The organism is Sulfitobacter sp. KMM 9851 (assembly GCF_057178245.1).
On record NZ_CM169991.1, the window covers coordinates 3,094,290 to 3,117,720 of the forward strand.

Annotated in this window: 25 protein-coding genes; 11 read left to right on the plus strand and 14 right to left on the minus strand. The window is 56.9% G+C overall.

Annotation, left to right across the window (positions count from 1 at the left end):
- Nucleotides 1-3: 3 nt before the first annotated feature.
- Both AC1965_RS15365 and AC1965_RS15370 read right to left on the minus strand, forming a co-directional pair.
- Nucleotides 4-1,272, minus strand: a complete 1,269-nt coding sequence (locus AC1965_RS15365; RefSeq protein WP_483884721.1) for a flagellar hook protein FlgE — start codon at nucleotides 1,270-1,272, stop codon at nucleotides 4-6.
- A gap of 115 nt (nucleotides 1,273-1,387) precedes the next feature.
- Nucleotides 1,388-3,205, minus strand: coding sequence for a hypothetical protein (locus AC1965_RS15370; RefSeq protein WP_483884722.1), 1,818 nt, complete (start codon nucleotides 3,203-3,205; stop codon nucleotides 1,388-1,390).
- Between the two features lie 61 nt (nucleotides 3,206-3,266).
- Between AC1965_RS15370 and flgF the strand changes: the two genes are divergently transcribed.
- The 5 genes from flgF to AC1965_RS15395 all read left to right on the plus strand — a co-directional run bounded on the left by flgF (nucleotide 3,267) and on the right by AC1965_RS15395 (nucleotide 6,888).
- Nucleotides 3,267-4,010, plus strand: a complete 744-nt coding sequence (gene flgF / locus AC1965_RS15375) for a flagellar basal-body rod protein FlgF (protein ID WP_483884723.1) — start codon at nucleotides 3,267-3,269, stop codon at nucleotides 4,008-4,010.
- Between the two features lie 28 nt (nucleotides 4,011-4,038).
- Entirely contained in the window at nucleotides 4,039-4,824 is a 786-nt protein-coding gene (gene flgG / locus AC1965_RS15380) for a flagellar basal-body rod protein FlgG (protein ID WP_483884724.1), read from the plus strand.
- A complete protein-coding gene (flgA, locus tag AC1965_RS15385; protein ID WP_483884725.1) occupies nucleotides 4,824-5,483 on the plus strand; it encodes a flagellar basal body P-ring formation chaperone FlgA in 660 nt (219 codons plus the stop codon). Before flgG ends, flgA begins: the two co-directional genes overlap by 1 nt.
- On the plus strand, nucleotides 5,480-6,250 hold the full coding sequence (locus AC1965_RS15390; protein ID WP_483884726.1) for a flagellar basal body L-ring protein FlgH: 771 nt from the start codon (nucleotides 5,480-5,482) through the stop codon (nucleotides 6,248-6,250). Before flgA ends, AC1965_RS15390 begins: the two co-directional genes overlap by 4 nt.
- 125 nt (nucleotides 6,251-6,375) lie before the next feature.
- Complete coding sequence (locus AC1965_RS15395; protein ID WP_483884727.1) at nucleotides 6,376-6,888, plus strand: hypothetical protein; 513 nt, start codon at nucleotides 6,376-6,378, stop codon at nucleotides 6,886-6,888.
- Nucleotides 6,889-6,901: 13 nt separating this feature from the next.
- Here the strand turns inward: AC1965_RS15395 and AC1965_RS15400 are convergent, their stop codons facing one another.
- The 6 genes from AC1965_RS15400 to AC1965_RS15425 all read right to left on the minus strand — a co-directional run bounded on the left by AC1965_RS15400 (nucleotide 6,902) and on the right by AC1965_RS15425 (nucleotide 12,374).
- Complete coding sequence (locus tag AC1965_RS15400) at nucleotides 6,902-7,573, minus strand: flagellar hook assembly protein FlgD (RefSeq protein WP_483884728.1); 672 nt, start codon at nucleotides 7,571-7,573, stop codon at nucleotides 6,902-6,904.
- 11 nt (nucleotides 7,574-7,584) lie between these two features.
- Nucleotides 7,585-8,805 (minus strand): flagellar hook-length control protein FliK, encoded by a 1,221-nt coding sequence (locus tag AC1965_RS15405; RefSeq protein WP_483884729.1) that lies wholly within the window; start codon nucleotides 8,803-8,805, stop codon nucleotides 7,585-7,587.
- A 44-nt stretch (nucleotides 8,806-8,849) separates the two neighbouring features.
- The gene (locus tag AC1965_RS15410) at nucleotides 8,850-9,572 is read right to left on the minus strand and encodes a hypothetical protein (RefSeq protein ID WP_483884730.1); all 723 of its coding nucleotides are present in this window, start codon (nucleotides 9,570-9,572) and stop codon (nucleotides 8,850-8,852) included.
- A gap of 228 nt (nucleotides 9,573-9,800) precedes the next feature.
- Nucleotides 9,801-10,721, minus strand: a complete 921-nt coding sequence (locus AC1965_RS15415; protein WP_483884731.1) for a flagellar motor protein MotB — start codon at nucleotides 10,719-10,721, stop codon at nucleotides 9,801-9,803.
- A gap of 42 nt (nucleotides 10,722-10,763) precedes the next feature.
- On the minus strand, nucleotides 10,764-11,198 hold the full coding sequence (locus AC1965_RS15420; protein WP_483884732.1) for a Ros/MucR family transcriptional regulator: 435 nt from the start codon (nucleotides 11,196-11,198) through the stop codon (nucleotides 10,764-10,766).
- 189 nt (nucleotides 11,199-11,387) lie between these two features.
- Nucleotides 11,388-12,374 carry a hypothetical protein gene (locus AC1965_RS15425; protein ID WP_483884733.1) on the minus strand — a complete coding sequence of 329 codons (987 nt, stop codon included), beginning with the start codon at nucleotides 12,372-12,374 and terminating at the stop codon, nucleotides 11,388-11,390.
- 226 nt (nucleotides 12,375-12,600) lie between these two features.
- Here AC1965_RS15425 and motA point away from each other — a divergent pair, with 226 nt between their 5' ends.
- The 3 genes from motA to AC1965_RS15440 are packed head-to-tail and all read left to right on the plus strand — an operon-like array spanning nucleotide 12,601 to nucleotide 14,158.
- On the plus strand, nucleotides 12,601-13,467 hold the full coding sequence (gene motA / locus AC1965_RS15430; RefSeq protein ID WP_483884734.1) for a flagellar motor stator protein MotA: 867 nt from the start codon (nucleotides 12,601-12,603) through the stop codon (nucleotides 13,465-13,467).
- On the plus strand, nucleotides 13,464-13,730 hold the full coding sequence (locus tag AC1965_RS15435) for a hypothetical protein (protein ID WP_483884735.1): 267 nt from the start codon (nucleotides 13,464-13,466) through the stop codon (nucleotides 13,728-13,730). The genes motA and AC1965_RS15435 overlap by 4 nt, the downstream gene beginning before the upstream one ends.
- A complete protein-coding gene (locus AC1965_RS15440) occupies nucleotides 13,727-14,158 on the plus strand; it encodes a hypothetical protein (RefSeq protein ID WP_483884736.1) in 432 nt (143 codons plus the stop codon). The genes AC1965_RS15435 and AC1965_RS15440 overlap by 4 nt, the downstream gene beginning before the upstream one ends.
- Nucleotides 14,159-14,263: 105 nt before the next feature.
- Here AC1965_RS15440 and AC1965_RS15445 read toward each other — a convergent pair whose 3' ends face one another.
- Together AC1965_RS15445 and AC1965_RS15450 are read right to left on the minus strand one after the other, a co-directional pair.
- On the minus strand, nucleotides 14,264-15,433 hold the full coding sequence (locus AC1965_RS15445; protein ID WP_483884737.1) for an NnrS family protein: 1,170 nt from the start codon (nucleotides 15,431-15,433) through the stop codon (nucleotides 14,264-14,266).
- A 75-nt stretch (nucleotides 15,434-15,508) separates the two neighbouring features.
- A complete protein-coding gene (locus AC1965_RS15450; RefSeq protein ID WP_483884738.1) occupies nucleotides 15,509-15,937 on the minus strand; it encodes a pseudoazurin in 429 nt (142 codons plus the stop codon).
- A 99-nt stretch (nucleotides 15,938-16,036) separates the two neighbouring features.
- Between AC1965_RS15450 and AC1965_RS15455 the strand changes: the two genes are divergently transcribed.
- Nucleotides 16,037-16,726, plus strand: coding sequence for a Crp/Fnr family transcriptional regulator (locus AC1965_RS15455; protein WP_483887061.1), 690 nt, complete (start codon nucleotides 16,037-16,039; stop codon nucleotides 16,724-16,726).
- Here AC1965_RS15455 and AC1965_RS15460 read toward each other — a convergent pair.
- A complete protein-coding gene (locus AC1965_RS15460; RefSeq protein WP_483884739.1) occupies nucleotides 16,723-16,950 on the minus strand; it encodes a hypothetical protein in 228 nt (75 codons plus the stop codon). The two genes, AC1965_RS15455 and AC1965_RS15460, sit on opposite strands and share 4 nt — an antisense overlap.
- A 217-nt stretch (nucleotides 16,951-17,167) precedes the next feature.
- Between AC1965_RS15460 and nirK the strand changes: the two genes are divergently transcribed.
- Nucleotides 17,168-18,316 (plus strand): copper-containing nitrite reductase, encoded by a 1,149-nt coding sequence (nirK, locus tag AC1965_RS15465; protein ID WP_483884740.1) that lies wholly within the window; start codon nucleotides 17,168-17,170, stop codon nucleotides 18,314-18,316.
- Nucleotides 18,317-18,459: 143 nt separating this feature from the next.
- On the plus strand, nucleotides 18,460-19,200 hold the full coding sequence (locus tag AC1965_RS15470; protein WP_483884741.1) for a formylglycine-generating enzyme family protein: 741 nt from the start codon (nucleotides 18,460-18,462) through the stop codon (nucleotides 19,198-19,200).
- 428 nt (nucleotides 19,201-19,628) lie between these two features.
- On the opposite strand, the gene AC1965_RS15475 is transcribed toward AC1965_RS15470, so the two are convergent.
- Genes AC1965_RS15475 through AC1965_RS15485 form a run of 3 tightly spaced genes read right to left on the minus strand, consistent with a single transcriptional unit; the run spans nucleotide 19,629 to nucleotide 23,044 of the window.
- A complete protein-coding gene (locus AC1965_RS15475) occupies nucleotides 19,629-20,033 on the minus strand; it encodes a response regulator (RefSeq protein ID WP_483884742.1) in 405 nt (134 codons plus the stop codon).
- A gap of 39 nt (nucleotides 20,034-20,072) precedes the next feature.
- Nucleotides 20,073-21,530: a sensor histidine kinase gene (locus tag AC1965_RS15480; protein ID WP_483884743.1), complete on the minus strand. Its 1,458-nt coding sequence runs from the start codon at nucleotides 21,528-21,530 to the stop codon at nucleotides 20,073-20,075.
- Nucleotides 21,527-23,044, minus strand: a complete 1,518-nt coding sequence (locus AC1965_RS15485; protein WP_483887062.1) for an ATPase domain-containing protein — start codon at nucleotides 23,042-23,044, stop codon at nucleotides 21,527-21,529. The genes AC1965_RS15480 and AC1965_RS15485 overlap by 4 nt, the downstream gene beginning before the upstream one ends.
- Nucleotides 23,045-23,431: the final 387 nt, after the last annotated feature.

The following is a 23,431-nucleotide window of genomic DNA, read 5'->3' on the forward strand; positions in this document are numbered from 1 at the left end:
GGGTCAGCGCTTGATGCGCAGTGTTTCATCCAGCATTTCATCGCTGGTCGTAATGATCTTGGCGCTGGAAGCATAGGCACGCTGAGTCTGGATCAAGTCCGTCAGCTCTTGGGCGATGTCTACGTTCGACCCCTCCAAGCTGCCACTGCTGATGCTACCCAGGCCGTTGGACATCGCGGAATTCAGCGTAACCGAACCGGAATCGCGGGTTGCGACATAGGCGTTGCCGTCAACCGAACGCATCTGGTTCGGGTTCGCGACATTGGCCAACGGCACCTCGAACAGGGCACGGCGCTGGCCATTGTCGAAGATACCAAAGAGCACACCTGAATCGCTCATCTCGGCGCGCACCAAGCTGCCGGTTTGCGTGCCGTCATCGCTAAAGACTGGGGGCGTGTAGTCGCCCGAAAACTGGGTCATACCATCAAAGCTGCCCGGCGCGCCCAAGGCGACTTCCAGCGACTGCGGCGTGGTGCCGTTGTTGATTGTCAAACTGACAAGCCCGGTCGCGGGATCAATCGGCAGGCCGGTCGAGACATAGCTGGCCGGGGCGCCGGCGTTGGGGCCGCTGTCGCTAAACGTGACAGTCGCGCTGCCATAATCAACACCTGCGCTGTCGGTGATGCTGACGGTCCATTCGCTGGCTGTGGCACCAGGCTGCCATGACAGGTTCAACTCGTCCGAGCCGCCTAGCTGGTTCACATAGCGCAAGGTCGACGCAAAGGGCGCGCCAGGCGTTGCCAGCCCGGATTCCTGCGCTGGGACGTTACCCGACACCTCGATCTGGGAACTGGGCGAACCTGCAATCTGATAGCTCGAGACATTGACTGTCCGAAGATCGTTGAAACTGGTGCTGCTCACGGCACCCGTTGACCCTGCCGCATCGGTTGGGAAACCGCCCAGATAGTAACCCGCCGCGTTGCGCAGATTGCCGTTCTGGTCAGGGGTGAACGAACCCGCACGCGTCAGGTAGTAGTTGGATTCGACCGGATCATTAGGTGAACGCGATACGACAAAGAAGCCATCGCCCTGCACCGCGAGGTCAGTCGGGCGGCCGGTGCCCCGCAGATTGCCGTTCGCATTGACGCTAGAGCGCGCCTCGGTAAGAACACCCGCCTGCGAGCTGCCTGTATTTTGCGTCACGAACTCTGAAAAGGTACGGCGGTAACCGACTGTGTTCGCGTTCGCGATATTGCTCGAGATATTTTCCACCCGGGAGGAGTTGGCCTGCAACCCACTGACCCCGATTTGAAGGGCGCTGGTAATGCTCATCAGTTGCTCCTATCTCAATGTTTGATCTATTTTTACGATCTATTCTTGCTTAATACATGATTAATGCAACTAAATAAATATAAAGCAAGAATAAATTTGACTGTCGTCATTTATGTCACTGGCTATGCTTGACGTCCGTGGCTCTGGTTACGGCATCCAGAATGCGGTCCGCGTTTTCCATGCTCAGACGCATCGAGTCTGAATTCAGGTCCTCTGAAACAGGTTCTTGATCTTGCAATCTGGCCGCAATCTCGGCCCAACCCGGCAGATCGGACAAGGACGGAAAGGCCGCGGCGGCGCGACTGACGGTTTCGGTGTCACCCACCTCATATGCGGCGAGGGTCAGACGGGTGGCGTCAGAAAAGCTGAATTGCGCGGGATATGTCTCCCACAGCTCCAGCAGCGCGCGGTGCGACGCGACCCAACTCCCGGTTTCATATAGCGCGACGGCACGGCTTCGCCGCACGTCCATGTCGAGCGCACGAACCCGCAAAACCGCCAATTCGTCTGACCGTCCGGCTTGGCTCAACGCTTGGATCAGCAGGCGTTCGGTTTCGCCATCGCTGCCCGACCCGTCAGGCTGACCAAGCAGCACATCAACTGCGGCATCGGCCTGGCCGCCGGTAAGCAATGCGCGCGCCTCGTCGCGGCGCAGGCTGGCGATCAACGCCGGATCAGCGGCGGGATGGCCCAAGTCTTCGGACGTTTCCGCAAGGGCGCGCAGGATGTTGAATTCGCGCGCCGCCATACCCGTCATCCCGGCGTTCATCAGAGTTTGCGGCAGGACAATGGCCCGTTCCACAAAGCCGTTATCGTAGCGCCATCCCGCCATGATGTTAGCGTGACCGTCCAGGAATGCCCCGAGATCAATCTCGCCTGCGGCACCCGCCTGATAGAAACGTCCGATCGCCGCCTGCGCACGGCCGCGCACCTCGTCGGCCTGCTCGGGGGTGGCGGCCTCTGCCAGAAGTAGCGCAAATGCCCAAAGCGCCGCCTGATGGTCGCCTTGCTCCAGCGCATAATCAGCCAAAAGTGTTGCGCCCTCTCTGGCGATGTCATCTCCGCTCCAGGCCCATCTTGCGACCTTCAACAGCGCCACCGCATCCGCCAACGGCAATGTGTCGGTCTGTCGGCCCAGCCGCAGCAATGCCAATCGCGCGCGGTGCGCATAGGCATCACGCCCCTGTGCGGCTTGGGCGTAGCCGTCAAAAGCCGTCAGCAAATCACCAGACATTTCTGACGCACGCGCGAGAAGAAAACGATACGAAGCAGCGTCGCGCAGTTCGGTGTGATCAGTGAACCGAGCGGCCAACGCCTCTGCCAGGTCCCACGCCTCAGCCGCGAGCGCGGCCTCAAGCAAGTCAGGTAAAACCGCCGCAGCCATCGCCGGAGACAGGGTTGGCAATGCCTCGACGGCCTGCGGCAGCAATCGCGCCGCTTCGTCGTTGGCGCCCATCCGGGCAAAGGCCGCTGCGCGCAGCGCCTGCCCCTGCGACCACCCGACAGAACGTGACACCGCTTGGCCCAGGCCTTCGCCTTCTGACATCAGGTCAAGCGCAAGCTGCAATGTCCGGTGTCGCCTTTGCGCATGGGGCGCCAACGCTGCCGCATCCACAGCCGCCAGAAAGCCTGCCGCCTCCGGGCGCAGCATCTGCGCCAGATGGAGTTCAGCCAAATCGAGGTAAATCTGTGCGTTATCATCGAACGTAGGGGGGCTTTCGGCCCCTGGGGTGGATGCGACCAACCCTAGCATCAGCGCGCGGCGCGCCTCCAACAGGTCGCGCTGCCCGTAGTCCACGAGGCTTAGCGACGCAAACACCGCAGACCCCTGCCCCACCGCCGGTGGCGCCAGAAGTAGGGAAAAAGCAAGGACAAGGTTAAGATTTCGCATCATTTCCATGAACAAATGCACTTTATTCTTGTAAATATCCATTCTTTATTTCACAGTATACATTAATTGTTCCATATTGCACTTGCAGATATTGAGGCTTGCCATGACGGAAACCAGCCATATCGGCATGTCCCTCGCGACATCCCTGCAGCGACAGCTGGACATCACAGCCAACAATATCGCCAACGCCAGTACCGCTGGTTACAAGGGCGAACACGTGGTCTTCGAAAGCCTTGTTCAGAAAGACGCGGGCGCGGGCCAGGATCCGGCTTCATTTGTCAGCGATTCAGGATCGTACATCGACACTCGGCCCGGCGCGCTGACCCAGACTGGCAATCCACTGGACGTAGCGCTGCACGGTGACGGCTGGTTCAGCTATCAAACGCCCGACGGCCAGAAATCCTATGGGCGCGATGGCAGTTTTACGTTGGACCCCGATGGCAACCTGGTGCTGCTGTCCGGTGCGAAAGTACTGGATAACGGTGGGGCGCCGATCATGCTGCCGACGCAAGGGATGGGCGAATTGAGCATCTCCGAAGACGGTACGATTTCGGGCGCGGGCTCCGGCCCGCTGGCACGCATCGGTGTTTTCGACATTCCCGAGATTCAGAGCTATCGGCGCACCGGGGCAGGTATGCTGGTTGCACCCGAGGACGCCGCCGCCCCACGCCCGGCAATTGCTACGCAGGTGATGCAAGGCGCGCTGGAGATGAGCAACGTGAACCCAATCCGGGAAATGACGCGGCTGATTGACGTTCAGCGCGCCTATGAACGCACCAACACCCTAATGGGCAATGCAGATACGTTGCGCCGCGACTCGCTCAAGCGGATCGGGCAGGCAGTCTGATGCCCCCCTGTAACGAAGGAATGATCCGATGAAGGCACTCAGCATCGCCGCCACTGGCATGATGGCGCAGCAAACCAATGTCGATGTCATCTCCAACAACATCGCCAACGCCAACACCACGGGCTTCAAGTCCAGCCGTGCGGCGTTCCAGGATCTGATCTATCAGTCGATGCAACGCGAAGGCGCGCTGACATCTGAAGCCGGATCAACGCGCCCCGTCGGTATCGACATCGGCCTCGGCGTACAGACAGCCGGGACAGTGCGACTGAACACCCAAGGCGGCATGGTTTCCACTGAAAACTCGTTGAACGTCGCCATCGACGGCCGCGGTTATTTCTCGGTGCTGATGCCGGACGGCAGTCAGGCCTATACGCGTGACGGTTCTTTCCAGCTTTCTGCCGAAGGCGAGATCGTGACCATGCAGGGGTATCAGGTCGATCCGGGGCTTGTTGTGCCCGCGAACACCACCTCTGTTGATATCAATGAACAGGGTGTGGTCATGGCCTATGTCGAGAATGATCCAGTCCCGGTTGAACTGGGGCAGCTTAGTATCACGACCTTCATAAACGAACCCGGAATGCGCCCGGTCGGCAACAACTTCCTGCTGGCCACCGAAGCCTCGGGCGAGGCGCAGGCCGTCAACCCCGGTGATCCCGGTGCGGGTCTGATCCGGCAAGGGTACCTGGAAGCGTCCAACGTCAATGTGATCCAGCAGATAACCGATCTGATTTCGGCGCAGCGTGCATATGAGATGAATTCCAAATCCATCGAGACCGCAGACCAGATGCTGTCGTCGGCTAACCAGATCCGCTGATGAAACGCATCGTTTCGACACTCGCGGCCTTATTGATGCTGGCGGCGCCCGCGCTGTCAGAGCCGCTGGACGTGCTGATCGAAGAGCGCGCGCGTGCGGAATACGGAACGACCCTGCCCGATGTGGGAGAATTCGAAATCACGGTCAAGGACGACCTGCTGGGCGACGTGGTGACACTGGCAGAATTCTGGATGGACATACAAACTGGAAAGTTTCTGACCAACGCTGTCCTGAGTACCGGCGACGTTCAGCGTATTGGCGGCCTGGCATTGGTCACGGTCCCCGTGCCCGTCCCTGCACGCCGCCTGTTGCCCGACCAGATCATTGGCGAGGCGGACTTGGTGCTCGCACATCTGCCTCTTGGCCGCGTTGGTGGCTATGTCATCACGGACGCCGAAGAGATTGTCGGAAAACAGGTGCGCCGCGTTCTGTCACCGGGGCGGCCCATTCAGTCACAGTCAATTATCCAACCGTTGGTGATCGACCGTGGTGACCGGGTAGAAATCCATTTCAGCGACGGGCTTTTGGCCCTGACCTCGCCCGGGCGCGCCCTTAGCGATGCGCACCGGGGCCAAGAAATTCGTATCGTCAACCTTATCAGCAACAAGACGGTTACCGCCATCGCCACTGGCGACGGAACCGTGGAGATACTTCGATGACACCGCTACGCAGCCGCACAACTGTTCTTCTGATCGGGTCGATCCTGACACTGACCGGCTGCGATGCCTCTAGGCATTTTGACCGCGAGCCCAGAACCTCAGATCTGGTGCTTGATGGCGAGACGGTTCCCGAGGTCGCGCGCGTGCAGGTGCCCATGCCCCCAGTCATGCTCGAAGCGCCTCGCACCGGCAGCGCTAGGGCGTCGCTCTTCTCTGCGCGGCACGAACCGCTCTTCGCCGATCAGCGCGCCGATGACGTGGGCGATATCGTCACGGTCATCATCTCGATCGACGATCGCGCGCGGCTACGAAATTCGACCGATCGTCAACGCGATGGCGGCAGTTCGATCGGGTTTCCCACCTTCTTCGGCTATGGTGCAAAAATTGCCGCAATTCTGCCCGGAATTAGCCGCGACGACCTGCCGAGCGGCGATATCGTGGACATCAGTTCCGAAACCCAGGCCAGCGGGTCAGGCGCGATCAACCGCAATGAACAGATCGACCTGAAAGTGGCCGCACTGGTAATCGACAAACTGCCGAACGGCACCCTGGTGGTTGCCGGACGCCAGGAAATTAAGGTCAATCACGAACTGCGCGAATTGCGCATGGCTGGCATCGTGCGCCCCGCCGACATCCTGAACGACAATACGATCTCATACGAAAAGATCGCCGAGGCCCGCATCGCATATGGGGGTCGGGGCACGTTGTCGCGCACTCAGGAACGCAGCTATGGCGAAGACGTAATGGACGTCATCCTTCCTTACTAAATCTTAACTTCGTCACAAAGTCAGACCAACACCGTCGCAATCGACCTGTATTCCAAGCGGAAGTTTAGGAAAGGTCGATCATGAATAAGGTTGCAATCGCTGTTGTCGCACTCCCACTCGCTTGCATGGCCGCTGGCTATGCGGCGGGAGGGGCACTCGTTCCGACGCCCAGCGAAAGCCATACCGTTGCGGCGGATCATGGCCCCCTGGCACCCGTTGCGAAAGATGAGACCGCCCAAGACGCTGAGCTGGACCACGCTGCGCAGGAGTCCCCCGCACAGCCCGCAGAGATGAACGCACATCTGCTTGCAGAAGACCGGACTATCATCCGCCTGGGGCAGATGACCATACCGGTTGAGAAGGCCAACAGCGTTTCATATGTCGTCGCTGATTTTGCACTTAAATTGGAATCCCTCGAACTGGCAGAGCAATACAAGCGTGTCGAAGAGGCCACGCGGATACGCGACTCCCTGCTGACTGCGATGAACCTCGCTGCCGAAGGCGCAGTATTGCGGGGTGTGGCCATCGACAGCGATGCGCTATCGAGCCTGATCCGCGATCTGCTGAGCAAGGATTACGATGGCATCGACGACGTCTTGTTCGTGTCGCTCTATAAACAGGACGTCGCGCGGCTCTGACTCTGTTGAGGCGTCAGAGAACCGAACGGATAACCTGTGACAACACCGTTTCGCCGTTGTTAAGCTGAAGCTCCGGCCCGCGCGCGGTGAAGTTCACCCGTTCAACCCCGGCCGTGGTGAGACTTGTGACTCCAACGGGATCACCATTTGAATCGCTGGCGGTGATTTCGACCCTAAATGTATCAGGCGGCACCGGCAGGCCCACGGAATCGAGCCGATCCCACGCCACGTCGATCAGCTCACCTTCGGCTGTCGAGGGGCCGTTCAATTCGCGCACCAGCGTACCGTCTTCGGAGTAGATACTTATGGTCACCTCTGCCGCCCCTGCCCCGACCTGATAGCTGAGCGGGAAGTCGGTTTGCGTCATGCGGACTTGGTTGGAGGGCACCAATACATCGCGCCCGATCAATTGCAGATCCGCCATCGCCCCCACGGTCGACAACATGCTGCTGATGGATTCCAGACTGGCGTTTGTCGCAATGCTTTGCTCAACCTGCGTCAACTGGGCAAGCTGTGATACAAATTGCGTTGAATCAACAGGCTCCAGCGGGTCCTGATTTGAAATCTGCGCCGTGAGGAGCATCAGAAAACTGTTGTAGCTTTCCTGAAGCTCGGTCGTTGCTGTTGCAGAAGCGGAGGGCCTGTTGGTCGCCGCAAGGCCGCTAGCGATATTGGCGTCGATCATGGTGTCACCTTTCAGGTCAATATATCCAGCAGGCCGTTGCCGGTTGTGGCGCGCGCGGCCAATGCAGGTTCGTCGATTGGTTCCGCCGCCTCTTGGAGGTCGGGAAGAGGCCCAGTGTCGAACGGTTTCTGTCCTTGGCGACCACGTTCGCCAAAAGTTTGAAAGTCGAGGTCGGCATTTTCAGCCGCGACGCCCCGCGATTGCAGCGCATCCAACAGCTGTTCCCGGTCTTGGCGCAGGATGTTCAATACCGATGCACTTTCAGTGGTCATCGAAATTTGAACGCGCCCGGTATCGGTCCGGCCAATTTCAATCTCTATCTCGCCCATTCCATAGGGGGTTAGCGAAAATCGAAACTTTGAATCGCTGGTGTCGGTACTGCGGATCTGTTGGCTGACGTGTTGACGCAGCTGTTCATCAGGTGCGGTAGCGGGGTCGGGTGTCAAGGCGGGTGTGACCGACGGTGTCGGCGCAATACGGGAGAGATCGGGTGTCAGCGGGACCCCACCAGTCGGAATTGCCACATCGCGTGTTACCGCCTCGGGGTTCGACGCTGTCTGGCTGGGGACCACAAATTTGGCCGCCGCCGCGCTGCTCGGGTTCTCCCCGTCCTGCAAGGGGGGCTGAGCGCCACCCGAAGCTAACATATCTCGGGCCGTTGGCTGCTCTGCGCTGGCCTTTGTCACCGACACTATTTCATCTGAGGGCACCGATATATCTGCCCGTTGGGATGCAACTGGCAGGCGGCCCACTGCAGGCACTGAGGATGACGCGACGCTCAATTGGCCGATCCCAGTCGTCGTGCGCAGCGCGCCGGCAATACGGTCTTGCAGAGCCCCTTCAAGCGCCCCGTCATCAAGTTGAGAGACCGCAGCAAGATCGCCCAAGCTTTCGACCGGGGGGCTCCCCAGCGCCTCGGCAAACGCGTCCAGAACCTGTCTGTTGGTGATTTGGTCGCTGCCGCTTTCCAGCCCCGCGATCGTGTGATCCAGCAGTGCCAAAATGCCGTCGGGTGTAGCTGTATCGAGCTCTTCAGGATCTGACGTGGGAGCAGCGGACGTACCGGAAAGCTCAGTTGCCGATTGCGTCTGTACAGTTATCGTCGGATCAGAGGGCGCCGTGGCCGTTCCCTGCATGAGCGAAGCAAAGGCAACCGCCTTGCCTATCTGAGGTACGGCATCACCCGTCGGCATTTTCTGCGACGGGACGGTGGGAAGTGCTTGAGGTATCATTTGGCGCCCTCCGTACCAGCTATCTGACCAAACGGGATGTCCCGTCAGGCTATCCCGACGTTGCCACACTGCGCCGGCCGGATGGCTTGGCCCGGTGCGCCACCGATCAGGCCCTTCAGCTTGAGCGTCCATTGGTTCAGTGTGGATGCCGCATCAAAATCGGTCAGCGCAGCCAGCGACGGCGTCACCATATCACTGCGGAAGAATTCGCGCCGCAGAACTGGCAGGCTCTTTAGCATCACATCACTTGAAAAGAGGCACATACCTTCGCTGGGTTGCGCCCAATAACGTGCCAGAACCGCGTTCAGCCCGGCCCGGAATGAAGCGGGTTCGAGACCCAGTTGTACCAATTCCTCGGCCTGTGCGACCCGGTAGTACGCCAGCCCCAGCGCATAAAGCACGCTGTCTTCGTCAGCCAGCGGGAACATTCCCCGGCCAATCACACGCAGTAGGGCCTCTCCAACCAGCGCACCGACTGAATGAGAAATATTCGGGAGGGCATTTTGATTGCGAATAACAACCAGAGCGCCATAAGGAACGTCGGCGTCCAGTTCTTCCGCAAGGATATCCCCAAGGCAGATACCGGGAATGGGTTCAATATCTTCGGGCATAGCAGCCGGGTCGCCGCCCCATCCTTGCATCTCGAAAATTGCCGTTTGAACCGGGATAAGCGCCCGAATTAACGTCTTGAAAAGCTTACCATCTACTGCACTGTCCGAATGGCAAGCACCTTTCCAGATACCACCAATAAGAAATTTTTCCCGCATTCTCGGCCCCGTGTTGGACATTCTGTCCATTAATAAATCCAAGCTTTTTTTATTCTTGGTATTGCTTGGCGCTCGATCGTCATTTCACGTGTAGATTGTAGATTCGTTTACGTCAACTTCATAGCCCAAACTATTAAGTATTTCTTAATACTTCTCTATGTTGTTGCGATTCGGACATGGGAACTCAACATCTATGCGCATTGCATAGGGCGCGCGACAGACGTATCGTTAGTCGGCCTGATAGACCAACCGGATAGAGATACGGCGGTTTTCGGGCGCTAAAACGTCAGCGGTGTTGATGGGCTGGGTGTCCGCCACCCCCGAAATACTCATGAACCGCGCAGGCGCAATCCCTGCGGCCATCAGGACCCGGCGCGTCGCATTCGCACGGTCCGCCGACAGCTCCCAATTGGAGTATGCGGTTTTATCACCATATGTGGCAGCGTCGGTATGTCCAACGATTTCAACGGGTTCAGATTGAGCTGCGATGACATCGCCGATGGCCAGTAACAGTTCGCGTGTCTTGGCGCTGATTTCGGAACTGCCTGTCGCAAACAACGACCGCTCATCCTGATCCAACACCTGCACCGTCAGCGCGCCGCCGGATTTCTCCAGCCGCACATTCCGGGCAAGACCACTTAGGCTTTCGTCTGATGTGATGCGTTCAGCAATCTCTTCGGCCATGCGATCTATCTCACCGCGGCGCACCTCGGCCTCCTGCGCACTCGCTGCATCAACGGGGTTGGCTGGCTCTGGTGGATCAGCGTATTCGACCACAACCTCCGCTGGCATGTCGCGCAGGCGGCTGTCGAACACCATCATCGGGTTGTCACTCCCGAAGGAAGGGACCTTTACCCGACCGGTATTGTCCTGTGCGCCAGTCATCACGCCAGGCCCCGCCAGAGGCCGTAAATCAGAAGAGGCGTCCGAAGATGTCCCGTTATCCGCCAATGTAGGCGTAAAATAATTCGCCAATCCTCGTAGCTTTTCTTCGTCCGAGGCTGCAAGGATCCAAAGCAACAGGAAAAAGGCCATCATCGCGGTCATAAAGTCGGCATAAGCCACTTTCCAACCGCCGCCGTGGTGGGCGTGCCCGCCATCCTCGTCGTAGCGTTTGATGATGATCATCGTGTTCTTTTTGTCAGCCAACAGACTATCTCCAGTCGTAACGCGGACGGCTATGCTGTCGGATCAGGAGATTTCTGCGTTCTTGTCGGATTTGTCCCGGCTGTATTTCCCAAGCCCGGACCGTTTGGCATACTCCGCCTTGCGCTTGCTATAACTGGGCGCAACCAAGGGCGTATCCGCGGGCAGATCGAACATCACGCGGTATTCCGCTTCGGTCAGCCCATGTTCTGCGCCGATATGACGCTTGAGCATCTTGAAGCCCTTCCCACAGCAAAGGCAGAAGATCGTGTCCTGTGTCATCTTCTGCTCGGCATGGGCGCCGGGGATGGCATGCAACCTCGAAACAGTGCTTGGGCCTGTTTCGGACGGCATCGACTTAAGCCGTTCCACTAATGTAAGGATGTCGTCGATTGAGACATCTGTGCGGGTTGCAAACCCAGACACGATAGATGCAATCGCCGTATCGCTCAGGTTCGGATTGGCTGTCAGATTGGGCATGAGGTAACTTTCTCTTGGATGAGTTAATCTTGCCTTCTGCAAGTTACGCGAAAGCTCAAATTTGAGCCCTACTCGTTATGGTACAAAGATACTTTAATCTTTGCGCGCTATCCTTATCACGATTCGAACTGTTTTTGGAGAGTTATCAAGCTTTAGCAAGCAGATTTCCGCCAAAGGGGCCAAAGTGTGTCATGGTTGTACTTGTGGCACCGTTCTATAGATGGCTGTCTTTTGCTGAACTTGGGCGCTTTGTTCGTGTGCCGTTGTCTGCGCAATGATCGTGCTGAACAGGCCTGTAACGCCCAATCCCGCAATTGCAATCAGCGGTATGTGCAGGTTTTTCAGAAACTGCCGACGACGGCTGGGAACTGCTGCCGGCAGCGCTGCATCGCCCATTGGCATGGTCACATCTACAGGTGCAGTTGCGGGCAATGGCGCACCGAACTCCACGAATATCCCGCGCGGCATGACGGCCACCTGGACTTTTCGGCGCACCGCGTTGTCCGAAAACCCCGCAGGAAACAACTCTATCGGCATGTCGATCGCCAAGTCATCCAGCGGACGCCAGTGCCCAGGCAAAATGTTGCGCGGTATATAGACTGAGGAAAAATCGTCGCGAAACGCGATTTCTCGTGCCAGCGTCGGCACCATCGGCAAGGGCTGATCCGAACTGGCCGCAATCCGGATGCGCCCCCCGGCAACCCACATCTCCAGGCTCAGGTAAAAGCAATCTTCAGGGGAGACCTCGTCGACCGATGCATAGCCTTCCGGTGGACCAGACCGAACCATGCGCTTCTTGCGCGCTGTTCTTGATGCAACAGGAAAGATCTTGTTGGTTGTCACACGCAGCGCCTGACCGCCTTCAACACTCTGCCTTGGTCGCATGAGCTTATCAAAGTCCAGACCTTCTTCCTGTGCAAAATTATAATTGATCAAGTAGTCTGCGGCGATCTCTTGCAGGCTGTCGCTATCCTGAATGGCCTTGAGCAAGGCGTTCTCTTCCGAAAACAACAGCCGACGCGTTGGATGCCCGTCCAGATCCGGACTGACAGCAAAGCCACCCACCGGACGATCCAGGATATCGGCGACGCGTTCAAAGACAGCGTTTTCCTCGTCGTCGTGAAAAACCACAAACTCGCATAGCCCCGCCGCGTCCATGCACAGCAACAGGCGCATGCCCGAGGGCCACCCCGGCGTAAGAACGGCAAGTTCAGCGGGATCAACAAAATAGGCAAAAGCGTCCGCATCCTGCGACACCTCTGCCTCGTCTTCGTCCCAATCTTTGGCTGAAAAACCACTATCCATTGAATATGCCCAAGTTCTTTAGGATATAATACTTGTAGAAACGCCCTCACTCAAGGATAAAGTAAGAATAGTTTCATTTTGGGAGGCTCGTGGGTCAATGACACTCTTGCTTGGTCTTGTAATGGTTTTCGGATTGGTCTTTGGCGGCTTCATGCTGTCAGGGGGCAACATGGACATCGTTCTGCACGCGCTGCCCTACGAAGGCATGATGATCGGTGGAGCGTCGCTGGGTGCCTTCGTGATCGCCAATTCCTTCTCTGTGGCAAAGTCGTCAATCGGCGGGGTCATGCGGGTGGTCAAAGGTCCCCGCTGGAAGGCCACCGACTATAATGATGTGCTGAACCTGATGTACGAATTGGCGCGGCTCTATAAGGTCAAGGGCATCGTGGCGATGGATGACCATATCGAGAACCCCGAGAACAGCGCGATCTTTCAGCGGTACCCCAAGCTGATGAAGGACCATTTCATCACCGATCTGATCGGCGACAGTTTTCGCATTATGGCGATGCAATTCGATGACCGCTTTCAAATGGAAGACGTCATTAACCGCAAGATCAAGAAACACCATCATGAATCCCTGATCTCTGCACGTGCGATCCAAAGCATGGCCGATGGTTTGCCCGCGATTGGCATCGTCGCAGCGGTGTTGGGCGTGATCAAGACCATGTCATCCATCGACAAACCACCGGAGATCCTTGGTGCCATGATTGGCGGCGCGCTGGTTGGTACCTTTCTGGGCGTATTTCTGGCCTACTGCATCGTTCAGCCAATTGCCGGGCGTTTGGAACAGATTGAAGAAGAGGACGGCGCAATATATACTGTGATCCGCGATGTCATCGTTGCAATCGTCGCAGGCCACCCGCCTGGTGTGTGCATCGAATTGGGTCGGGGTAACATCCCCACGACCAAGCAGCCCGGCTTTTCAAGCGTCGAGACTTCGCAGCGCGAACTGCCTGCCGTATGATGCGAATGCTGCCCCTAGCACTGGCCGCTTATTGGGCCCTGACAGGCCCCGGCCACGCCGCGGGATCGGCCGCTGCCAAGGAAGAGCCCGCCGAAGACGAAACCAAAGCAGATCCCACAGCGCCCATCCTGCCCGCATCCATGCGACGCCACGGTGTGATCGGGCATGTTGTGGCTCCCGAGGGCGTCGATATACTTGATCCCCATATGTTAGCTCAAATGCGCGACCGACTGATCATTTATGTGCAAGACAACGGCAAATGAAACCACGGCGAACCGATGGGTTGGCTGTGCTGTCGCGGCTCAAACGCCACGAAATGGAAAATGTGGCGCTGGAAATGGTCGAAGTAAACCGCGCGCTTGGGCAGATTGAAGCTGAGCGACACGCACTCTTGGCGCAGCTGGATGATCGCGGCGATCCCGATGCCATCGAAGCCACACGCGTCTTGTCCGCCTTCATTCGCAATGTCTCTGAGACCATTCATCGCAAAGAGGCCGAAGCCAGTCGTCTGCGCAAAGACAGCGCGGGCATCCACAATCAGTTGAATGCCCTCTTTGCAGAAGCCAAACGCATCGACATCATCCGCCACAACCGCGCCGAAGCCCGCAAGCGTGCCGTCGACACGGCTGAAATTGCGGCCCAGAACGAAGGTTTTCTTTCGATCTGGCTTCAAGATATTAAAAATTCCTGAGATCCATTTCCGCCGCTAGGCGGCGTGAAAAGAACACTCACGGTGCTTTCAAGACGCAGGTCTTTCGCGATGCATCGGGTGCATCTAATCCCTGCGAGTGGCGCCTCACTTCTTGCTGCGCGCGACCAGCCACGGACCGATCCTGATTAAGACCAGCATGAATGATATCACCCAGAACAACGCGGATAGATCGACGCCACTCCGCCCACCAATTGAAATGGTATCTGCGCTTGCGCGCAGGATTGCCGATAGGATGAGCAAGCCAAAAGCGGTTGTCAGCACCAATCCGGCGTTTAAATCCCTGCCTGTATGACCCATTGTCGCGCGGATCATAACGGCCACGGTCATGCCGCCCACTGCCCCGATACCCAGCAGGTGAATCCCAACAGCAGGCGACGCCTGCTCAACGGCGCCAGCCGCGATGCCAACCAACCCAAGGGGGATCATCGCGTAGGCCACATGCAACATAACCAAAAGAGGTGAGCCAATGGTTGACCACCCCCGCCAGCGGAAAAGCCTGACTAACTGAAACCCTGCGGCAAGCAAAGCGGCAACAGCGCAACCGACGCTGAACGGCAAGACAACCCATGTCACCAAGGCAGATTCACTCACGCCGAGCGTAGCTGCATCAAAGCGGTTAAACGGGGTGGGAAGTTTCAAAGCGTGCTGCCGCGCCAGCCAATTGCGCGTAAAGCTGGGCACTATTCTGCCGCCGATCAGCATGACCAGAAATATCAAAAGCGCCAGGCTCAGGCGTCTGCTGTAATCAGTTGTACCTTGCGTCGCCGCCTCGACGTGAAAAAATATGTTGGTTATCCAAAGACAGGATACCGGCACCAGCACTTTCAAGTTGCGCCAGTTCTTGCCCGCCAGAATTTCGCGGGCGATCATGGCGACCACAAGCATCAGAAACAGCTGATCTACGATGGCTACGGCTATAGGTGGCAAACCCGTCACCCCAGCGGAGGCAATTCGCCCCGCCATCCAGACCGCCAACAGGATGGCCAAGGGCCAGCCCGTGGTGGGCAGACGCCCAGTCCAATTTGGGACCGCAGTGAACAAGAAACCGGCGAGAACAGCCGCGGCATAACCAAAGACCATTTCGTGGATGTGCCAGTCGGCTGGAGCAAACGGCCCCTTAATGCCGATATCGCCCTGCCATAGAAACCACCAGATCGGTATAACCAGCATGGCGAACAGCATGGCGGACAGGAAAAATGGCCTGAACCCAAAAGAGAACAAGACGGGGCCTGAAAACTCTCTGCGGTTGGCCATGGGTCTTTACCTCCGTGAAGCGATCACGGGCGAAACCAATGGCTCCGCCCCGATCTTACGGTGTGTCGGTCTGCGTTATTCGACCTGCGCCAAAAGATCCGCCATACGGCCTTTGGCCTTGCCCTTTTGTTTGACGGCAGTGGCCTCATCAAGGTTTACGGCATTGCCCACTTGGACCAAAGCAACCATCCCCATGGCATAGTGCGGGGTGCATTTGATGCCGTAGACACCTTCCTGTTCGACGGTCAGATCAAACTCTACGTTGAACTTGGTTTTGAACCCTTCAACTTCGTCCGGCAGCATACCTTTGATGCTCTCGACGTTATGGCCCTTATCGGTGGGCAGGAAACGGATCACATCGCCAACCTGCGCTTTTATAAACGCAGGTTCGAAAACCATCGCGCCCGCGTCCCCCTTGTTCAACATCTTGACCTCAAAAGTCTCGGCATTTGCGGTCGCGGCCAACAGTGCTAGGGCGGCAGTTGCCATCAGTGTCTTAATCATCGTCAAGTCCTTTCTTCGTGATATATTTTGATCTCACGACCTGATATGAAGCATGACTGCGGCCTGAACATTGATCTGAAACAAACTCCTGGAACATTCGTGCCTAAACTCGATGAAAGTCTTCTGACAGGTCTGCCGCCCTTCAGCCTGCTGAACCGCGCAGAAATTCGCGAGATCCTCGATCTGGCCCGAACGCAGCGCTATGATGAGGGCGCAGAGGTCTTTGGCGAAGGGCTGGAGGCCGGTCATTTTTATCTTCTTCTGGACGGATACCTACGTGTGGTGCGTACGATGGCCGCAGGCGAGCAGATCATCGTGTTGCATATCTCCCCCGGTCAATTGTTCGGGATTGCAGCGGCGCTTCAGCGCGACACCTACCCTGCGACGGCGATCGCCGCCGACGAATCCATAGTATTGGCCTGGCCTGTGCGCCTATGGCCCGAGTTCACACGGAAATATCAAGGTTTTGCCAGCGAGTCGTACAAAACTGTTGGTCAGCGTCTGGGCCAGATTCAGGACACATTGACGGAAATCGCGACACAGGCCGTCGAACAACGCGTGGCCGCCGCAGTGTTGCGCATGGTTAACCAAAGTGGCCGCAAGACGGGCGATGGCATCGAAATCGCTTTTCCCGTCACCCGGCAGAACATTTCTGACATGACAGGCACCACACTACATACTGTCAGCAGGATGCTGTCCGCATGGGAAAAGGACGGCATCGTTCGATCGACCCGCAAGCATATTCTGGTGACCGATCCGCACAAACTGGTGCTGCTGGGGTCTCTTTAACGGCCCTTAGCTTTGGCTGTTTCTATCTGTGCAATAATTTCAGCCCGGAAAACCGTCGTGTCCAGACCGTATTCTTCGCAGGCGTCGGCAATTGTATAGAACCGGGCGACAGGGCAGCTTGGGCAAAGCATGCGCCGGGCGAAGAACGGCGCAACCGCTTCGGGCCAATGCTGGAACAGCACTGAAAGCGGCAAGTTGGGATCGTTGATATCCGGATGTTGCATAAGCCCCTCATGACATCCGGAAATCCTGCGGGCGGTTTCACAACCTGTCTTTGCGCCGGCGCAACATCCACCCAGATTGGCCCCCGCGCGTTGGTTTATGGTCACGCGAAATCGGCCCGCAAATAGCTGCACGAAGTTTGCGCTGCATCAATGTTCGCAAATTCCGGCGGCGATAGAACTGTCTCAACTAAAACACAGTCCGCAAAGGAGACAGAGAATGTTGACAAGACGTGCCGCACTGATGGGCGCCGCCGGAATAGCCGCGCTGCCTATCCTGACCAAAGCCGCCGCCAGCGAAGAGATCATGGACACCTCGATGGCTGAACCGGTTGACCTGTCCAGCCTCGAGCGCATCCAGCACAAGCTGGTTCGCCCGCCGATGGTCCATCCCCACGAACAAATCGCCCCGGCAGAACCGCGCGTGGTCGAGTTTGAAATGCGTATCGTGGAAAAGGAAGTCGAGGTCGACAACGGCGCCTATCTTCAGGCAATGACCTTTAATGGGTCGATCCCGGGCCCTATGATGGTGGTGCACGAGGGCGATTATGTTGAACTGACACTCTACAATTCGCCTGAGAACCTGATGCAGCACAACATCGACTTTCACTCCGCCACCGGGGCATTGGGGGGCGGTTCGCTGACGTTGGTCAACCCAGGCGAGAAGACCGTGTTGCGGTTCAAAGCGACACGGCCAGGCACCTTTGTCTATCACTGTGCACCGGGCGGCCCGATGATCCCTTGGCACGTCGTCTCTGGCATGTCGGGCGCGATCATGGTCCTGCCCCGCGACGGGCTGCGCGACCACGAAGGCAATTCGGTGACCTATGACAAAGTCTTTTACATAGGCGAAAACGATTTCTACATCCCCAAGGATGAAGCGGGCGATTACAAACGCTTCGAAGATGTCGGAGAAAGCTATCCCGACACGCTTGAAGTGATGAACGGGCTGATCCCCAGCCACGTCGTCTTTAATGGCAAGGTCGGTGCGCTGACCGGCGACAACGCCCTCACCGCGAACCAAGGTGAAAAGGTGCTGTTTGTGCACAGTCAGGCCAACCGTGACAGCCGTCCGCACCTGATTGGGGGCCACGGCGATCTGGTTTGGGAACGCGGCAAGTTCAATAACCCGCCCGCGCGTGATCTGGAGACATGGTTTATCGCTGGTGGCTCTGCCGGGGCCGCGCTCTATGAATTCCTGCAGCCCGGTGTCTATGCCTACGTGAATCATAACCTGATCGAGGCGGTGAACCTTGGGGCGACTGCGCATGTTGTTGTCCAGGGTGAGTGGAACAATGACCTGATGGAACAGGTTCAGGCACCGACCGAGTATGATGCAACCTACGAAGGCAAGACTGCATTGCCGTAAACTGATTAGCCCAGTTTCAGAACCAAGGGCGGCCGCCCCCGGTCGCCCTTGGACACGCAAGAGGCATACCCCTGATGCTAAATTCCTCTCCCCTCCGATTTGCACTGCTCGCATTGTTGCTTGCAGGGATCGCCTACCTGGCTATGGACGACGCCCGACCGCAGATTGCATTGCCGGAGCTTGTGATCATACCGCCCGGTGACATCGCCTATCGCCCGATGGGGAATTTTACAAAGGATGGAAAAGCGGCAGTCCCGCACGCCTACGTGGTGCACGTGGGCAGTTTCGAGATCATGAAATATCAGGTATCGCGGGATCAATACGCAAGTTGCGTCAGCGACGGCGATTGCGCAGCCGTACCAACCGGAACTGGCGTGCTGCCCCAGACACAGGTCAATTGGATAGATGCCACTGCCTATGCCCGCTGGCTGTCTGCGCGCAGCGGCCAAAATTGGCAGTTGCCAACAGCACCACAGTGGCAGCGGGCGGCAGCCGAACGCGCAGGAGATGTCTTTTCCGAATTTGACGCTGAAGAAGAGGTCCTTGATCCTGGCGCACGGATGCTGGCGCAATACAAAACCGGCACGCTTTTGCGCGGCACGCATAGTTCAATCCTAAGACCTCCCGGCGACTTTGGCGTTAATTCGTTTGGCGTGGCGGATTTGGCCGGCAATGTTTGGGAATGGACGGATGGGTGTCTGGCGAACGGGATAATTCATACCGACAGCAGCATCGCCTTAGGCGCGGACTACTGCGGCGTTCGTATCGCGGGAGGTGCCCACCAAGCGGCGGTCATAAATTTTGTGCGGGACGCCAGCGTGGGTGGCTGCGCGGTCGGCCTGCCGCCTGATCACCTTGGCTTTCGGTTGATACGTTCGAGATGAGGCTGCATAACCAACCGCCGCTTTCGACATGTAGACAGCACGCCTGTACAGGGAATTAAAGAAGGTCGCAGAGGCTGCCAGTAACGCGCAGCGGATCGTTTGACCTCACGATCGGCATGTTGACCCTCTATGAGCGGGTTCATCGTCTGGATTGGCGGTCGAAGTCTACCAATGTCAAAAACGTGGGCGCTTCGCGAAGAATATCATCCCGCTGCTCCACCCAACTCATGTGTCTGAGACTTCGGCAGATCCTGCACGGTTCTCGGCAGCATGTGGTGCCTGCGCCTGCCGGGTAAGTTCTCGGTGGCAATCAACAGATCCAGTAAAAGCTCAATCAAGTCACTGTATGTCGACGGGTAGATAAGCCTCCTGCCCCATCGACCCTTGCGATCGCAACCGACCTCAATCCAAATGAGGCACAACTGTATCTATGGGGCGGCCTCAACACCGCCCCCAATAGGCTGGCTGACATCGTGCAGGGTTTTGCATACCAAGCTTGAAGCATATGGCTTCGCGAGAAAAGTTGCGCCATCTGGCATTTCGGACTTTTCAATCCCAACCTTGCCCGATGCGATGATAACGGTGACCAGCGGCCATTCATCCTTTACCCGCGCGGCGAGATCTAGACCGTTCATTGACCCTGGCATCTCGACATCTGTGAACAGGATACCAATATCGGAATGTTGTCTCATGAGCGACATAGCGACATCTGCGGATTCCGCTTCGTAGGTTCGAAAACCGGCGTCTTCGATCATATCAACAACATCAATCCGGATGAGAATTTCGTCCTCTACTACAAGTACAGAAGGCAGGCTGGTTGTTTGCGGTGTCATTACTGCCCCTATCATTCAATTACTTCGAAGTAGAAAAGATCATATTATTAGCCCTGATCGTGGCACGCTAAGCTTAAAGTTTAAACCTTTAGGGTCGTAGTTAAGTTCCGCAGTACCGTGAAAATATCCGGGTAGAACCTGCTTGATCATGCGGCTCCCAAAACCGCTCCGCTTTGGTTCTTCAACCGCAGGTCCGCCGCTTTCAGTCCAACTGAATACAAACGCTTCTTTCTCATCTGCCATCATATCCCAGGCGATCTGTACCTTTCCACCTTGCGCCGACAACGCCCCATATTTGCTGGCATTGGTCGAAAGTTCATGAAGCGCCATCGTCAGTGCCAAAGCCTGCTTTGCACCGATAGGCAGATCAGGGCCTTCAATTGAAAAGCGCCCCTCCCCCGTCCGGTGAGGGGCTAATGCGGCCTCCACCACTTCGGTGACCCGGGTTTCAGCCCAGTTTGCGTTTATTAACTGGTCATGGGCGCGTGCCATCATGCCGATCCGCGCTTGAAGCGAGGATTGTGCGTCCTGCATATTGGTTGCTTGGCGCAACGTCTGAGAGACCATGACGTTCACCATCGCCAACGTGTTCTTCACCCGGTGGTTCATCTCCCCCAGCATCAATTGGCGATGCTCTTCCGCCAGCTTGATTTCATCGATGTCTGTGCAGCTGCCATACCAGCGCAAAATCGAACCATCTTTGTCACGAACGGGCTGGGCGCGCCCCAGAACCCAACGATATTTTCCCGAACGATGCCGAAGACGATATTCGACCTCGTAGGGATCGCCTGTCGCTAAACTGTGACGCCAAAGGCCCCATGCTTTTTCCTGGTCCTCCGGGTGAAACATACCGTTCCACGCTTCGCCATCGGTCGAGCCTTCGGGGACGCCAGTATACTCGTACCAGCGTTGATTGTAGTAATCATGATAGCCGTCCGGCAAAGTTGACCAGATCATTTGATCGACAGAGTCTGCGATCGCGTGAAATTTAGCCTCGCTTTCGTACAGCTGCCTCTCGCGCAGTTGTAGCTCTTCCATGCGTTTGCGTGCTTCGTGCTGGCGACGCCGGGCGGTGAGCGCAGAGCGGACAGAACGGAAAAGCTCCTCGGCGTGGAGGGGACGGGAAAGTAGCACCGCGTTTTGCAGCGCATCCATTTGCAATGCCGCCCGATCGCTTCGGTTTCTGACGGTTCCGTTAGCCAGAACAATAAATGGCACATCTGACCAAGAGGGCTGTGCCACAAGTACGCTATTGAGGACATCAGCCCCGGAACCGCTCAGCGCCTCTTCCGTTATCAGCACGGCCCCAATCTGATTTTCGACAAGGTCGGCCAGATCAGATAAAGTGGTAACGATGACGGCGTTGATGCCAGCCCTCTCTAAGAGTTGAGACGCTACGGAAGCGTCGCGTCCGCGCGGCGCAAGGACGCCAACGGAGGACAAGATATCCTCCGATGGGTTCGCCTCGGCATCAATGTCAGCAGCCTGCACGCTCACCGATCTGTCGCCGTCTTGTCAGTTTCAAGCGGCAGCAGGTCAGCGTTACTGGGGGTATATACCGGAGAGCCAGATAAAATTCCTGAGAAGCTGCGGATTGGCGCACCAATAGAAATCCCATTCCCGTCAATCTTGAACTCTCGGATACTGCGTTCATGATCTGAGGTTCGCGTCTTGATTACCGCGATAGATTTGCGGATTTCACCTTGCGCCTCGAAAAAACGCAGCATCATGACGGTATCGGCTAGATAGCTGATGTCGATGTCGGACCGCAATTCGCCTGTGACGCCATGCTGACCCAGGATCATCAATGAAACGACACCCTGTTGGGCGAGATAGCTCAGCAACTCATGCATCTGAAGCACAAGAAAATTGTCGCTTGGCATCGCGTGCAGATAGGCATTCAAGCTGTCAATCACAACAAAACCGACGTCATCCTCCTCCACTGCATTACGCACAGCGTTGGCGAATTCGCCGGGCGACAGCTCGGCCGGATCAATTTGACGTATCTCAAGCAGGCCATCGTCAAGGTAGGGCTGCAGGTCCATGCCCAGCGCCTTTGACCTGGTCATCAGCGTCGACAGGCGCTCATCAAAAAGGAAATAGGCAGCCTTCTGGCCGCGTTGCAGCGCGGCAATCATACAGCGCACTGCTGTCGTCGTCTTGCCTACGCCCGCCGGCCCCGCCAGCAAGGCAGTTGTTCCTGGAAAAAGCCCACCGCCGAGAAGCGCATCCAGTTCCGCCAGACCCGTTGCCACAGCGGCGCTGCAAAAGCTGCGATGGTGGTTGGCTGCGATCAGGCGCGGGTAGACGCAGATACCACCTTTCTCGATGGTAAAGTCGTGATAGCCGCCATGATACTTCAGGCCACGCATCTTGATCACACGCAGGCGACGTCGCTCTGACCCAAAATCATTCGCCAAATGCTCAAGCGAGATGACACCGTGTGCAATGGAGTGAAGTTGCAGATCGCCAGGTTCCGCTGTCCGATCGTCCAGCATCAGAACAGTGCAATTTCTGCGTGCGAAGAAATGTTTAAGGGCTAGAATTTGGCGGCGATAGCGCAATGGATTCTGTGCGAGAAGACGCAGTTCTGACAGACTGTCCAGAACAACGCGGGTAGGATTGGTCTTCTCGACCAGCTCGATTATGCCGCGCACTGTTTCACCGAGTTCGACATCGCTTGGATGCAAAAGGGATTGCTCATGATCAGAGCTGAACTGATCCTCGGCGACCATCTCAAACAGTTCGATCCCGTCCAACGTCCAACCATGGGACGCAGCGACCGACGTCAGCTCATCAACTGTTTCGGAAAGCGTGACGTAAAGCCCCTTATCCTCAATCTTGCGCCCTTCCATTAGGAATTTAAGCGCAAGCGTCGTTTTGCCCGCTCCGGGAGTGCCCTCAACCAGATAAAGCCGATGCGGGGTAATCCCCCCTCGAAGAACCTCATCCAGTCCGGCGGTCCCAGTCGGGAGGCTCGACAGTCGATCGGTTTTAGTCTTTCCCTGCATCGTCACTTTCCTTGGATCATGCCCTTACGAAGCCTTAGGCACGACAGGGAAAACTCATTCGTTTGTAGGACTTATTACGCAGCCAGATGCACTAATAAGTAGTATTTTTTACGCTGTCCGACAAGTTTGCGTAGCGTCGCAGCCGCTTCGTAATGTGATCGTTAACTAGGATGGTCGACAGGTCAAACTTCGCGAGCGTTGGTTGAAAGGCTTTGGTGTAAGGCAAACATCGTCATCCGTAGGCAAGGTAAGTTTCGCCCTTTCGGCCTGCAACAAGTTGCTTCGTCGGCCCGCAGAAGAGATTATTGCTGTATCTCGAAATCGTCACCAACCCTTAAATCTGAGCTTAGATTTAGTATCATTGTCCGTAATAACCATCCGCTAAGC